General features: G+C 61.9%; 14 protein-coding genes. 3 read left to right on the plus strand and 11 right to left on the minus strand.

Annotated features, from left to right (window positions below; genetic code table 11):
- Window positions 1–6: 6 nt before the first annotated feature.
- The 4 genes from M0D68_RS11165 to M0D68_RS11180 all read right to left on the minus strand — a co-directional run bounded on the left by M0D68_RS11165 (window position 7) and on the right by M0D68_RS11180 (window position 3,391).
- Window positions 7–984 (minus strand): 2-dehydropantoate 2-reductase, encoded by a 978-nt coding sequence (locus tag M0D68_RS11165; RefSeq protein ID WP_154563581.1) that lies wholly within the window; start codon window positions 982–984, stop codon window positions 7–9.
- A 266-nt stretch (window positions 985–1,250) separates the two neighbouring features.
- Complete coding sequence (locus tag M0D68_RS11170) at window positions 1,251–1,871, minus strand: LysE family translocator (RefSeq protein WP_200621697.1); 621 nt, start codon at window positions 1,869–1,871, stop codon at window positions 1,251–1,253.
- 152 nt (window positions 1,872–2,023) lie between these two features.
- Window positions 2,024–2,587, minus strand: a complete 564-nt coding sequence (locus tag M0D68_RS11175; RefSeq protein ID WP_266224243.1) for a hypothetical protein — start codon at window positions 2,585–2,587, stop codon at window positions 2,024–2,026.
- A gap of 219 nt (window positions 2,588–2,806) precedes the next feature.
- On the minus strand, window positions 2,807–3,391 hold the full coding sequence (locus M0D68_RS11180) for a YigZ family protein (RefSeq protein ID WP_093632990.1): 585 nt from the start codon (window positions 3,389–3,391) through the stop codon (window positions 2,807–2,809).
- 165 nt (window positions 3,392–3,556) lie between these two features.
- Here M0D68_RS11180 and M0D68_RS11185 point away from each other — a divergent pair, with 165 nt between their 5' ends.
- Window positions 3,557–4,183: a LysE family translocator gene (locus M0D68_RS11185; protein WP_093632989.1), complete on the plus strand. Its 627-nt coding sequence runs from the start codon at window positions 3,557–3,559 to the stop codon at window positions 4,181–4,183.
- Between the two features lie 70 nt (window positions 4,184–4,253).
- Here the strand turns inward: M0D68_RS11185 and M0D68_RS11190 are convergent, their stop codons facing one another.
- The 3 genes from M0D68_RS11190 to M0D68_RS11200 form a co-directional block, all read right to left on the minus strand.
- On the minus strand, window positions 4,254–4,622 hold the full coding sequence (locus tag M0D68_RS11190) for a hypothetical protein (RefSeq protein ID WP_211707270.1): 369 nt from the start codon (window positions 4,620–4,622) through the stop codon (window positions 4,254–4,256).
- Between the two features lie 116 nt (window positions 4,623–4,738).
- Window positions 4,739–4,888 (minus strand): hypothetical protein, encoded by a 150-nt coding sequence (locus M0D68_RS11195; protein WP_172737764.1) that lies wholly within the window; start codon window positions 4,886–4,888, stop codon window positions 4,739–4,741.
- Between the two features lie 77 nt (window positions 4,889–4,965).
- Window positions 4,966–5,646 carry a TetR/AcrR family transcriptional regulator gene (locus M0D68_RS11200; RefSeq protein WP_266224244.1) on the minus strand — a complete coding sequence of 227 codons (681 nt, stop codon included), beginning with the start codon at window positions 5,644–5,646 and terminating at the stop codon, window positions 4,966–4,968.
- A 66-nt stretch (window positions 5,647–5,712) separates the two neighbouring features.
- Between M0D68_RS11200 and M0D68_RS11205 the strand changes: the two genes are divergently transcribed.
- Window positions 5,713–6,351, plus strand: a complete 639-nt coding sequence (locus M0D68_RS11205; protein ID WP_256457752.1) for a glutathione binding-like protein — start codon at window positions 5,713–5,715, stop codon at window positions 6,349–6,351.
- A 22-nt stretch (window positions 6,352–6,373) separates the two neighbouring features.
- Here the strand turns inward: M0D68_RS11205 and M0D68_RS11210 are convergent, their stop codons facing one another.
- On the minus strand, window positions 6,374–6,631 hold the full coding sequence (locus M0D68_RS11210; protein ID WP_093632986.1) for a DUF2866 domain-containing protein: 258 nt from the start codon (window positions 6,629–6,631) through the stop codon (window positions 6,374–6,376).
- A gap of 311 nt (window positions 6,632–6,942) precedes the next feature.
- Between M0D68_RS11210 and M0D68_RS11215 the strand changes: the two genes are divergently transcribed.
- Window positions 6,943–8,058 (plus strand): diguanylate cyclase, encoded by a 1,116-nt coding sequence (locus M0D68_RS11215; RefSeq protein ID WP_256457753.1) that lies wholly within the window; start codon window positions 6,943–6,945, stop codon window positions 8,056–8,058.
- Window positions 8,059–8,112: 54 nt separating this feature from the next.
- On the opposite strand, the gene M0D68_RS11220 is transcribed toward M0D68_RS11215, so the two are convergent.
- The 3 genes from M0D68_RS11220 to M0D68_RS11230 all read right to left on the minus strand — a co-directional run bounded on the left by M0D68_RS11220 (window position 8,113) and on the right by M0D68_RS11230 (window position 12,506).
- Complete coding sequence (locus M0D68_RS11220) at window positions 8,113–9,861, minus strand: penicillin-binding protein 2 (protein ID WP_200622593.1); 1,749 nt, start codon at window positions 9,859–9,861, stop codon at window positions 8,113–8,115.
- A 120-nt stretch (window positions 9,862–9,981) separates the two neighbouring features.
- Entirely contained in the window at window positions 9,982–10,605 is a 624-nt protein-coding gene (locus tag M0D68_RS11225) for a trimeric intracellular cation channel family protein (RefSeq protein WP_200622591.1), read from the minus strand.
- 356 nt (window positions 10,606–10,961) lie between these two features.
- A complete protein-coding gene (locus tag M0D68_RS11230) occupies window positions 10,962–12,506 on the minus strand; it encodes a methyl-accepting chemotaxis protein (protein ID WP_200622590.1) in 1,545 nt (514 codons plus the stop codon).
- Between the last annotated feature and the right edge of the window lie 303 nt (window positions 12,507–12,809).

The following is a 12,809-nucleotide window of genomic DNA, read 5'->3' on the forward strand; positions in this document are numbered from 1 at the left end:
TCAATCTCAATCCCCCTGCAATGCCATCCGTTCGCGCAGCTTGATGAGGGCGAGTACGACGTCGATAGTCGGCGTGGGCTCCGCAACGAGACGGCCCATTTCCTGCACTACCGTCAGTAACGGATCGATCTCCATCGGACGGCGATTCTCCAGATCGACCAGCGTCGAAGTCTTATGCGCGCCAACCGCACCCGCACCGTCGATACGCTTTTCCACATCCACGCGAAAATGCACGCCGAACTGATCGGCAATGCGCTTGGCTTCCAGCATCATCGTGCGTGATACCGCACGCGTGCCGGGGTCGCTGGTGAGGATATCGAGCGTGGCGTGGGTCAATGCGCTGATCGGATTGAAGCAGAGGTTGCCCCACAGCTTGAGCCAGATTTCGTCGCGGATATTGTCGCGAATCGGCGCATCGAATCCTGCTGCCTGCATGATCTCGTGCAACTGCTGAATGCGCGGCGTGCGTTCGCCGCTCGGCTCGCCGATCGGGAATTTCTTGCCGTACACATGCTTGATGACGCCCGGCTCGACGATTTCCGCGGCGGGATAGAGCACGCAGCCAATTGCGCGTTCCGGTCCGAGTTTGGTCCATTGGCTGCCGTCCGGGTCGATGCTGGCGAGGCGCGTGCCGGCGAATTTTCCGCCGTGCTGATAGAAGTACCAATAGGGGATGCCGTTGACGCCGGTAACGATGGCCGTGTGCTTGCCGAGGAGCGGCTGCATCGCGTCGACTACGCCGGGCAGCGAGTGCGCCTTCAGCGTGATGATCACGAAATCTTGCACACCGAGTTCGCGCGGGTCGGACGTGCAGCGTACCGGCGTGCTGATCGTCTCGCCGTCCATGATCAGGCGCGCGCCGTGTTCGCGCATGGCGGCAAGATGCGCGCCGCGCGCGACGAAACTCACATCCGCGCCGGCACGCGCCAGTTGCACGCCCATCAAACCGCCAATCGCTCCTGCTCCGAAGATACAGATCTTCATGATGCCGCCCCTATGACTATGAGAAGTCGCTTGTCCGATGCCGCGTATGGTCCAGCTGCGGCGGCGGGTCATTCTTCGAGCATAAAGGCGCAGGACGATTACTGACAGTTAAAGTTTATGCGGTCGTCCATTACCTATTGTTTATGGTTTCACGATCAGGCCGACTGCCATTCAGCTCTCAACGGTGCGAGCAGGCGTCGTACAGCCGAGGCGCTGCTGAACAGATGATTCGGAAAGCTGAATATCAGGTTTCGAGTTCAGGCGTTTTAAGTCCGCCGAACCAGCAGAAAACTCACACCGATTGCCGCCAGAAACGCCCCGCAGCAGCGATTGAACCACCGGCGAACCTTGGCGCGAACCAGCCACTTGCCAAGGTGCATGCCGGCCCACGAATACAACGCGATCGCCACCCATTCGAGGACCAGGAAGCTCGCGCCGAGCACCGCGAACTGCGGCAGTATCGGTTTGGCGATAACGACGAACTGCGGCAAAAATGCGGTGAAAACCAGAATCGCCTTCGGATTGCCCGCAGCCACAAGACACTCCTGCCGCGCAATCCGCCAGAGCGATGCGTCGTCCTGTTGAATCGTATCGATGGCCGGCGCGTCGCTGCGCCACAACTGGATGGCAAGCCAGATCAGATACGCGGCGCCGGCCAGTTTGATTGCGAGGAAGAACCACTCGGACGCGTTCAACACGACGGCGAGGCCAGTCGCGGCCAACACCAGCATCAACGCGAACGCGACCAGCCGGCCGGTGCCGCCGACGAAAGCCGTCATGAAGCCGTGACGCGCGGCAACGTTGATGGATAGAAGATTGTTAGGGCCGGGCGCGAGGTTGATCGCGAAGCAGGCGGGCAGGAAGAACAGCCAGGTGGTGATAGACATGACGGCTCGCACGGAGAAGGGGACAGGGTTGCAGAATCGGGCATGCGAGACGGCAGGCGCCAGCGGCGCTTCGATGCTGCGCGATTTTGCGCTCCTCTCGATATTTCCCGATTGTAGCGAATCGGCAGACGGCGCCTATTCGGTCCGTCTGCTCAATTCACCGAATTAACGAAGCCTGGGTCGCTGATCAACGCTTCGACACTCAGCTTGACCGTGTCCTCGATGGCGATGGTATTACTCGTGAATTTGGGCGACTTCTGCCGCACCGTCTTGGTGGTTGAGAACACAACCTTCTGGGTCGTGGCATCGGTCACGATGTAGCGCATTTTCAGCGTCCAGAACGCTGGCGACCGCGCGTCATCCACCGTGAACTTCTCAATGCTGCCGCTCAGAACCTTCCTGTCTTCGGTGAGATGAAAGCCCGCGACCTGCAAGCTGCTGGCAACGCTGTTGCGCACGGTCTCGTTGATATCGTTTTTTAGCACGATGCCGGTCATCGCCGTATTCTCGATCCGGTTTGGCGAAACCTGGCCATTGCGAGCCGGCATGTAGGCGAAATCGCCGGCGGGCGCGACGCTCAGCCAGCCGGTTGGATGTGCGGTTGCGCGCGGTGGGCAATTCAGGCCGAACCACGACCAGGAGCATGCGGACAGCATCAACGGCAGTGCGACGACGCCGCAACCCTTGAGTACGGTGGATCTCAGGCCCGGACGCATGGGATCGAGCGATGGCCGCAGAGACTGACTCTGTTGCGGCGACTCGGGCGCTGTGCTGGAAAAAGCGTCGGTCGAGGTCAGAGGAATTGCCTTTTAAGTGGAGTCATTCCGGTACAGAGCAGCATGGTAACAGCGAGCCGATCCTGTGCATCTTCTAAAGTGGATCGGGGTCCGGAATTCTCGAACGATTGAAGCAGCTCCGCGCCGAAGGCAACGCGATCAAAAGAACCCGGCTTTCCCCTGAGTCATGTCCACCAGGGCTAGCCGGGCGTCATCTACCGCATTGACGGGCAGGCGGACCGTGATCTTCACCAGCATCCCGTAGGCACTGTCCACAAGCCCGTAACCTTCAGCCTCGATCCATCTGCGCACCTTCGCTTCATCGGCGTAGCTCACTTCGACGATCAGCGGAACCTGGGCAATCCTCTCCACCCGCGGCGCATCCAATAGAGCCGAAGCAATCGCGTCGGTATACGCTCGCACCAACCCGCCGGCACCCAGCTTTACGCCGCCGTAATACCGCACGACGGCGGCCAGCACGCCGTCCAGATCGTGATGCCGCAGCACTTCGAGAATCGGCCGGCCTGCCGTGCCAGATGGCTCGCCGTCGTCGGACATGCCTGATTGGCCACCTGCCAGCAGCGCCCAGCAGACATGCGTCGCGCCAGGATGCTCGTCGCGCAGACGCCGCAACTCGGCCATCGCGGCGTCGCGGTCGGCGACCGGTATCGCGTGCGCGATGAAACGGCTCTTGCGAATCTCGAGTTCCGCAGAGAGCGGCGCGGGCAAGGTGTAGGTGGGCAAGGCAAAGACTTCGGTGGATGAAAAAATGCGGGCCGCATGTGGCGCGTAGGCGGCCCTGTGCCCGCAATGGTAACGGATCGTCGGCGGGGAATCGCCGAACGATCTACAATCGTCCGCTGAACGCGCGCCTGTCCGCTGAAGTCAGCGCGCCACACAGGAGACGACATGCTTGATCTTTCTACGCTAGGAACCTTCGTTGCCGTTGTACTCGGGCTCTTTCTGATTCCCGGTCCGGCCGTGCTACTGGTTTTGACCCGCACGGTGCATGGTGGGCGCAAGGCCGGCATACTCACCGGTCTCGGCGTCGCCGCTGGCGATTTCATCCACACGCTGGGCGCCGCGATTGGCCTGTCGGCGTTGCTGATGACGTCGGCGCTCGCCTTCAATGCCGTGAAAATCGTCGGCGCCGCCTATCTCGTCTATCTGGGCATTCGCGCCTTGCGCGAAAAGCAGGCGAGCGCGCATTTGCCGACAGTCGCGCCGGTATCCGCCTCCAAGGCCTTCTTTCAGGCGATCCCTGCCGAAGTGCTGAACCCCAAGACCGCGCTGTTTTTCCTCGCGTTTCTGCCGCAGTTCGTTCGCCCCGAGCACGGTTCTTCGTTCCTGCAGTTCACGACGCTCGGACTGATCTTCGTCGGCATGAGCGCGCTTTATACGACGCTGATCGTGCTGACGATTCGTCCGTTGGGCAAACTCGTCAAGCGCCTGACATGGCTTAGCCGCTGGCAAAACAAGATCATCGGCGTGCTGTTTATTTCGCTCGGCTTGCGCGTCGCCACGCAAACGCGCTGATCCTGCAGCATTGACCCGGCCGCGCACCGTTTTTCCTTCGGGTGCGCGGAAACACGCTGCGACGCTCGAACTAGATATTCCGGCGCTGCCGCCTCAGGCGGCCTTCGCGTGCGTATTCCATCTGGCCCTCGGTGCGCACGGCGAGCTTTTCCTGTTGGGCGCGGCTCATCTGCCGCGTATCGTCGATATCACCCACACGCAGCACTTCCTGCGCGATCCGTATGCGTAACGTCATGAGTGGTTCGCCGCGTTCGACCAGTGTGCGGTCGGCGGCGCGCGCCTGCTGGACGCCGCTGTCGATCAGGTTGCGCAACTCCAGCAGCGTGAGCCGTTGCCGTTGAATCTCGAGGATGAGGCGCTGGATGGCCTGTTCGTCGCGTGTACGCCACCAGGCGCGCAGCTCGGCGAGCGTGGGAGGTTCGAATGGAGGAAGGCGCATTGTTCAGACGAAAAATACTGTATATATGTACAGTATATCCCGTCTTTTTACGGAAACGCGGGGGTGCGCGTTGACCTGCTAGAACGCCCTATAGCAGGGGGCGTTACAACGCTCGCTCAGGTGAGCGCGAGCATGATGGTGGTGGAGATCACGATGATGAAAAGACAGGCGGCGGTCAGTACGTCGTACGGATAGTTCATGTCGAAACCATGACGTGTCGGGTGAATCGACCCATCATAGGCATAAACATTTCCCGTGACTGTCAAGCATTGCAAAGGCGCGGCGACCCTCGGCCGCCTGTGATCTGAACGGAAATCGAATAACGCGAGCGAACTCCTTCCGCTTACCGTCCACGTCCTTTTGCTGTGGTTTTGCCCGTTGCCGGCGCAGGTGACGCGCCCGCATTGCCGCATATCAACGCCACCCCTGCAACCGCCGTTGCCCGCAGCGACGCGCGCGAATCGCCCGCGCGGGCGCGCAACGCGAGGCTGTGCAAAATCGCCGATGCGATCTTCGCGAGAAGGGGCGGTTGCGCATCGGCAGGCAGTTCGCCTTCGGCCTGCGCCAGCTTTAAGCGTTTCTCGAAGGCCTTGTCGTAGGTGCGCAGTCCCTCGGCTAGCGCTGCGCGGACTTCGACGTCATCCACCGCTTCGACCGTGGCGGTGCCGATCATGAAGCAGCCGAGTTGATCGCCGTCGGCGGGCAAGTACCACGCGAGCGCGCCGTCATAAACGCGCAGCAGAGCCTGCGGCAATGGCAGATCCTCGCTGAGTGCATGAACCATCGCGAGCCGTCCGGCCTCGATATAACGTTCGAGCGTGGACAGATACAAAGCATGTTTGTCGCCGAATGCACCGTACAGACTCGGGCGATTCATACCGGTCGCAGTGCTCAATTGATCCAGCGAGGTGCCCGCATAGCCGCTGCGCCAGAACACGTCTCTTGCATCGGCGAGTGCCTGGTCGGAATCATAGGCACGCGGACGGCCGCGCGGGCGAGTTTCTTTTTTTGTACTGGTCGGCATAAAAATATGGCGGAAGTGATTTATATGCAATATAGTACAAAAACACCAACGACAGGGGGCTTCCCCATGGATCTGTACTTCTCGCCGCTCGCTTGTTCACTGGCTACCCGAATCGCGTTGTACGAGGCGGGGGCACAGGCTGGGTTCATTCATGTCGACACGAAGTCGAAACAGTTGTCGGACGGCTCGGACTTCTATCCGATCAGTCCGCTCGGGCAGGTGCCGGTGCTGCGCACGGATGAAGGCTGGCTGTTGACCGAAAACACGGCGATCCTGCCGTATGTGGCCGATCATTTTCCGGCCGCACGGCTTGCGCCTGCTCCGGGTACGGCACAGCGCGCGCGCTTGCAGCAATGGCTGGGTTTTATCAGTACGGAGTTGCACAAGGCAGTGTTCGTGCCGTTGCTCGATGCGCGCGCGCCCGAAGACGTGAAGCGCTATGCGCGCGACAAGGCCGCATTGCGGCTAGGCGTTCTGCAGGATCATCTGGCGCAAAGCGAGTATCTGCTCGACGCGTTCAGCGTGGGCGACGCGTATCTGGTCACGGTGCTGAACTGGGCGTCGTATGGCGGCATCGATCTGTCGCAATGGCCGGCGGTGGCGGCTTACTACAAGCGCTTGATGCAGCGGCCAAGTGTGGCAAAGGCCGCAAGGGAAGAATTCGCCCTGTTTGAGGAAGAAATGGCGAAGCGCGCGAAAAACTGAGGGCAGGTTGCCGGCAACAGGATCAATCGTCGCCGTGCTGGCAGAAGCGGCGCCCCGGAATGTGCGATACGACCGCCTGGGCGATTTCGAGTGGTGTGCTTTCCGCGGGCACCACGCGGCGGCTCGATTCGGGGGTGTGCTTCATGGTCCATTCGACGAGTCTGTACGAGCGTCCCCATGGGGGCTGCAAGGGGTCCGAGACCTTGCACGAGTGGATCTGGCGCACCCATTCGTTGCCGGGCATCGCGCGCAGATGCTCGAATACCGTGTCTTCCACCATCGTTTGACTCCTTCTTCGCAGGCATGCTGTCCATCTATCGGCGCGTCGGCGACATCCCTTGAGAAAAAAAGCGCCGCCGATGTTCTGGCGGCTCAACAGGGGATGTTGGACGCCATAGTTACAGGTAAGAATTAAGCCAAACTTAAGATCACGCTCAAAATTCCCGCGCTTGATCCCGCTGCGTGATCGCCCTGTTAAACCGCTGTTTTTGCGTGCGCGGTGATCGAACCCTCAAGACCTCGCGGAATTGGCCGTTATTACAGCGGTTGGGGCCGCCGACCCCGCTTCGCCTCCGGGCCCGCATCGATAACGTGACGAATCTCGCTCAAACGCCGCTTTCAGACCGACTGCGCTCGCTCGTCGATACCGTGCAGCACAATGAGCGCACGCTGCGCCGCTTCCAGAACGTCGAGTTGAGGTTGATCGGCGCGCAGGATTTCGCGTCGTTTCTCGACACGCTATTCAGCCATTTGCCGAAGGAATTCTCGCTGGCGAGCGTGACGTTGTGGCTCGACGACCGCGCGCCGATGCTGCTCGAACTGCTCGATCCAGGCGCTCTGGATGCACTCGACCAGCCCAATCTGAGAACGTCGCGCGAAGGCGGACTCGCGGCCCTTGGCTTGTGCGACGAAGGACGGCCGTGGCTGGGCAAGCCTGGTCAACTGGATGAAACGGCGCGCCGCGCATTCTTCGGTGACGCCGACGCGCCGGCGAGCGCGATCATGCTGCCGCTTGCCGCCGGTGACACCGTGAGCGGCTTTCTATGCCTGTGCAGCGACGACCCGGCGCGTTTCGCCGAAGGCATGGCTACGGATATTCTGGAGCGCTTTGCGAGCATCGTCACGGCGAGTCTCGACAATGTCGCGCACCGCGAGCGGCTCAAGCAACTCGGTATGACCGATTCGCTGACCGGCCTCGCCAATCGCCGCTACTTCGATGAACGGCTGCGCGAGGAAATCATGCGCGCGGTTCGGTATGGCGTGCCGGTCGCGTGTCTTTTCATCGATATCGACAGCTTCAAGCGGATCAACGACACGTACGGCCATCAGACCGGCGATCGCGCGCTGGCGGCCGTGGCCGCCTGCGTGCGGCAACAGGTGCGCCTGGGCGACACCGTGGCGCGCTATGGCGGCGAAGAGTTCACTGCGCTGCTGCAAGGCGATCGGGCCGATGCGCTGACAGTTGCCGAGCGCGTGCGGCTGGCTGTCGAAAGACTTGATTTGCAGGACGACCATGGTGAGCGCATCGCGTTGACCGTGTCGATCGGCGTGGCGGCGCGCACGCTTGCCGGTGCGCCTGCCGACGCGGCCGTGCACGGCCACGCGATGATGGAAGAAGCCGATCGGGCGATGTACCAGGCCAAACGCAACGGCCGCAATCGCATCGAGGCGTTGGCGAAAGCGGGCAGCGATAACGCGCGACGCTAACCGTCGCTGCTAGTGTAACCAAAGGCGCGACGAGATTCACGGCGCGGCGGATCCTCACGCGTCCGGCGGCACCCCCAGCAATTGCAGCGCTCCACCTGTTACCGCGCCGAACACGGGGCCGGCCACCGTCCCACCATAAAACGCCTTGCCGGCCGGGTCGTCGATCATCACGGCGACGATCAGCCGTGGGTCGCTCATCGGCGCCATGCCGACAAACAGCGCACGGTAACGGTTTTTCGCGTAAGTCGCGCCGACCTGCTTGCGCGCCGTGCCGGTTTTGCCGCCGATCCGGTAGCCTTCCACTACTGCTGCGCGCCCTGTGCCGCCAGCGCCGGTGGCCATTTCAAGCATCGACCGGATCGCGCGCGCGGTGGCGGGTGTGGTGACTGCATGGCCCTTATCCATGGTCTGCGCCGCGCTGCTTGCACTCGCGGTTCCGTCCGCGTTTTTGTCTGTCCGCAATAGGCTCACGTGATGCATGGTGCCGTCGCCGGCATAGGCGGTATAGACCTGCGCGATCTGCAATAGCGAAGTGGACAGGCCGTAGCCATACGCCATGGTCGCCTGTTCGATCGGACGCCAGCGTTTGTACGGGCGCACCTTGCCCGACGCGACGCCCGGAAAGGTCAGCTCGGGCCTCAACCCAAGCCCGTATTCCTGATACTTGTTCCAGATTTTTTCAGCAGGCAGATTCAGTGCGAGCTTGGCGAGCGCGATATTGCTCGACTTCTGCACGGCTTCGGCAACCGTCATCGCGCCGTGATTCGACGTGTCGTGAATCACCGCCGGGCCGATTTTGTACCAGCCCGGTGCAGTATCGATGATGCTTTGCGGCCGCACCTTGCCCTCGTCGATCGACAGCGCGACGACGACTGGTTTGATCGTCGAACCCGGCTCGAAAGTGTCGACGACCGCGCGATTGCGCAGTTGCCGCCCGGTGAGCCGCGCGCGGTCGTTCGGATCGAAGCTCGGATAGTTAGCGAGCGCGAGAATTTCGCCATTGCGCGCATCGAGCACGACCACGCTGCCGGCCTCGGCGTGATGTTTGGCGATGGCGTCCTTCAGTTGCGCGTAAGCGAGTTGCTGGATGCGCCGATCGATCGTCAGGTGGATGGTGTCGCCGTTCTGCGCCGGCACGAGCGGCCGGGTCTCGGACACCACGCGGCCCAGGCGGTCGCGAATCACTTCGCGCTGGCCCGGCACGCCGAGCAGTTGCTCGTTGGCGGCGAGCTCGACGCCTTCCTGGCCGTTGTCCTCGATATCTGTAAAGCCGACCACGTGCGCCGCCGATTCGCCTTCGGGATAAAAGCGCTTCGAATCCGCGATCTGCGTGATGCCGGCGAGACCCAGTTTGTTGAGATGATCGGCGGTGTCGGCGTCCACCTGGCGCTTGAGCAGCACGAAGGTTTTATCGCCATTCAGACGCCGGCGCAGTTCTGCCAGCGGCAGGTCGAGCAGCTTCGAAAGCGGTGCGAATGAGGCTTCGTCGAGCAGCTTGGGCGAGGCCCAGATCTCGTAGGTCGCGAGACTGACGGCGAGCATCGAGCCATTGCGGTCGACGATTCGCCCGCGCGTCGCGTCGAGTTCGAGCGTGCGCTGATAGCGCTTTTGCCCCTGATCGACGTAGAAATCCTGATTGACCACCTGCACCCAGAACGCGCGCGCCGCCAGCGACGCGAACGCGCCGAACACCAGCAGGACGACAAGTTTCGAACGCCACATCGGCAGGCGCGCGGCCAGCAACTGGTTCTTCGCGACGGGCGCGTACGGATCGTGCGACTGCGATTTCTTCTTCTGGATCATGAGTGCGGATAACGAACAGCAGTGCGTGGGCGAGAAACCGGCGAGGCCGATGTCCTGTTGCGCGTGACTGTCGAGCGTGCTCCTCGAGCGAAAGCCACACGCGCGTGGCGTGCAGCGGGATTAACCTGCGCCGCCCGAATCGGCGGCGGTGAATACCTTGAGTTGCCAGCGAAACCGCACCGCCAGCATGCGCACTGCGAAACCGACGGCCAGCACCACGATCGAGGCCGGCGCCGGCGCCACGTCGCAGGCCTGTAGTGCGACATACAGCGCCCCGGCGCCCAGCGCGATGCTGGCGTACAACTCTTCACGCAGCACGAGCGGCATCTGGTTGCACAGCACGTCACGCAGCATGCCGCCGCACACGCCGGTAATCGCGCCGGCCAGCACGACGATCGCCGGGCTCACGTCCAGTGTCGCGGCGACGTCGCAACCGATAACCGTGAACGCGATCAGGCCGATTGCGTCGACCGTGACGAACAGCCGTTGCCAGTTGCGCAGCCATTTGGCGCTCGCCGCGGCAATCGACGCTGCCCCGATTGTAATCAGAACGTAATCTGGATGCGAGATCCATGCAAGGGGATAGTGGCCGAGCAGCACGTCGCGCACCGTGCCGCCGCCGAGTGCGGTGACGGTGCCGACGAGGCACAGGCCGAAGCGGTCCATGCCGCGGCGCATGCCCATCAATGCGCCGGACATGGCTTCGGCGATGATCGCCACTAGGTAGAGGAGGTGGAGCAGCATGACGGCGAGCCTTGGTGGGACGGCGCTAGCGAGAGGGCGGGCCCCGCATGGGGGCTTGCCGCGAGGCGCGCGTTGGAAAGCGGCCATTATCGGAAGCGGCGGGTCCTGATGAAAATGCCTTAAGCCGAATTCGGCGATGCCAAATTCGGCTTAACCTGGTTGCGCAATCGGGCGCGGTAAGCGTTCGCTGAACACAAAAAAGCCGCGTGGACTTGAAAATCCGCGCGGCTGGCTCGTTCGATTAGTGCGTCGACTCCGACGCGGCGTGTTAAAGAGGCGCTCTCTGCCTGTCGAGCGCCTTCTTTTTTTCTGCCCCTCTTCTGCTTATATCCCGCTGCCTAAAAGAGCCGGCAGCCTCAGGCCGGCAGAGCGAAACTCGAGATTGCCTCGCGCAACACGCCCACCTGATCCTTCAGCGAATGGGCCGCGGCGGCGGCTTCTTCGACGAGCGCGGCATTTTGCTGCGTGACCTGATCCATTTCGCCGACTGCGCGATTGACCTGTTCGATGCCCGCGCTTTGTTCGCGCGAGGCGTTGCTGATTTCCTCGAGGATTTCGTTCACGCGGCGCACCGACTGCACGATCTCGCCCATGGTCGAACCGGCGTTGGCGACCAGCGACGCACCGGCTTCGACGGTATGGGTGGACGTTTCGATCAACGCTTTGATTTCCTTCGCGGCCGTAGCCGAGCGTTGTGCGAGGCTGCGCACTTCTGCGGCGACCACTGCGAAGCCGCGGCCCTGTTCGCCCGCGCGAGCCGCTTCGACCGCTGCGTTGAGCGCGAGGATGTTGGTCTGGAACGCGATGCCGTCGATCACGCCGATGATGTCGCCGATCTGCCGCGAACTGGTGGTGATTTCGCCCATGGTGCGGACCACGTCGTCGACGACGCGGCTGCCGCGCGTGGCCACATCCGCTGCCTGGCCGGCGAGTTGCGCCGCTTGCAGCGCGCTGTCCGCGTTCTGCTTCACGTTGACCGTCATCTGATCCATGCTCGACGCTGTTTGGACGAGCGCCGCAGCCTGTTCCTCGGTGCGTTGTGACAGATCCGTGTTGCCGGCGGCGATTTCGGTTGCGCCGATATTGATGTTTTCAGTGCCGAGACGCACGCGCGAAACCGTATCGACGAGACCGGCCTGCATGGTGTGAAGCGCGTGCAAGAGACTGCCGCCGGTGTCGTTTGCCTGCAGCGGCACGCGCGTGGCGAGATTGCCGTCCGCCATCCGTTGAGTCGCTTCGACCGCGACTTCGAGATCGCCGCCGAGCGTGCGGCGGATGCTGCGCAACACCAGCAGCATGACGGTCGTGGCGATCGCGCCGAGCGTCAGGGTGATGACGAGCCAGCGCAACAGGTTGGCGTAGAACGCGCGCTGCACGTCGTCCATGTACATGCCGGTGACCAGATACCAGTCCCACGGCTCGAAGTGGCGCGAGAAGCTGGTTTTCGCCACGGGTTTGTCGCTGCCGGGTTTGGACCATAGATAGTCGACATAGCCGCCGCCTTCGTGATTGCCTGCGGTGACGATATCGACGAACAGATGATTGCCGGCCGGATCGGTGAATTGCGCCATGTTCTTGCCGACCAGTTCCTGCTTGATCGGGTGCATCAGCATGACCGATTGCGAGTTGTTGACGGAGATATAGCCGTCTTTGCCGTAGCGCATGGCGGCGAGCGTTGCGAGCGCCTGCTTTTTGGCTTCGTCTTCGGTGATCGCGTGCTGCTGGGCGAGGGAGTAGTAGCGGTTGACGATGTGATTGGCCTGGTCGATCAGCGCGACCAGTTGATCACGGCGGTCTGAGATCATCGAGGCACGGTTTTGCCATGCGCCGAAGCCGCCGATCAGGATCAGGCCGGTCCAGAGGACCGCGATCATTGAGGCTAGTTTTTTGTTCAGAGTCATGGCAATGGGGTTTTTGCTTTCGCTTTTGATTTCGCTTTCGCGAGGTGGTCGGTCAGGGTTTGCTCTTTCGCTTTTTCACTCTTTGCTTTTTCGCTTGCAGCGAGTGGCTTGTTGCTGACTGTGTTTACGGCTTGGTTTTGTTTGCTCCGCAGGGGAGGGGAAACCCGCTGTTTTATTTGTCTGACTATATGGATTTGGTTTTGGGGTTTTTGCCTGCGCGGCGCTTTTTGGCCGTGTTCTTAGGGCTTTGCCTTTCCTTGCATTGTTAGTGGTCTATTAGCGTTGCCCCTGTGCGGGGCGGCA

The sequence above is a fragment of the Paraburkholderia sp. SEWSISQ10-3 4 genome, from assembly GCF_030464785.1.
GTDB classification, from domain to species: domain Bacteria; phylum Pseudomonadota; class Gammaproteobacteria; order Burkholderiales; family Burkholderiaceae; genus Paraburkholderia; species Paraburkholderia aspalathi.

Excerpts from the sequence above, each read along its gene's own strand:
- M0D68_RS11185 (WP_093632989.1), top strand. The coding sequence starts at position 3,557 with ATGCTTGATCTTTCTACGCTAGGAACCTTCGTTGCCGTTGTACTCGGG.
- M0D68_RS11200 (WP_266224244.1), bottom strand. The coding sequence starts at position 5,646 with ATGCCGACCAGTACAAAAAAAGAAACTCGCCCGCGCGGCCGTCCGCGT.
- M0D68_RS11170 (WP_200621697.1), bottom strand. The coding sequence starts at position 1,871 with ATGTCTATCACCACCTGGCTGTTCTTCCTGCCCGCCTGCTTCGCGATC.
- M0D68_RS11205 (WP_256457752.1), top strand. The coding sequence starts at position 5,713 with ATGGATCTGTACTTCTCGCCGCTCGCTTGTTCACTGGCTACCCGAATC.
- M0D68_RS11165 (WP_154563581.1), bottom strand. The coding sequence starts at position 984 with ATGAAGATCTGTATCTTCGGAGCAGGAGCGATTGGCGGTTTGATGGGC.
- M0D68_RS11225 (WP_200622591.1), bottom strand. The coding sequence starts at position 10,605 with ATGCTGCTCCACCTCCTCTACCTAGTGGCGATCATCGCCGAAGCCATG.
- M0D68_RS11190 (WP_211707270.1), bottom strand. The coding sequence starts at position 4,622 with ATGCGCCTTCCTCCATTCGAACCTCCCACGCTCGCCGAGCTGCGCGCC.
- M0D68_RS11220 (WP_200622593.1), bottom strand. The coding sequence starts at position 9,861 with ATGATCCAGAAGAAGAAATCGCAGTCGCACGATCCGTACGCGCCCGTC.
- M0D68_RS11175 (WP_266224243.1), bottom strand. The coding sequence starts at position 2,587 with ATGCGTCCGGGCCTGAGATCCACCGTACTCAAGGGTTGCGGCGTCGTC.
- M0D68_RS11230 (WP_200622590.1), bottom strand. The coding sequence starts at position 12,506 with ATGACTCTGAACAAAAAACTAGCCTCAATGATCGCGGTCCTCTGGACC.
- M0D68_RS11210 (WP_093632986.1), bottom strand. The coding sequence starts at position 6,631 with ATGGTGGAAGACACGGTATTCGAGCATCTGCGCGCGATGCCCGGCAAC.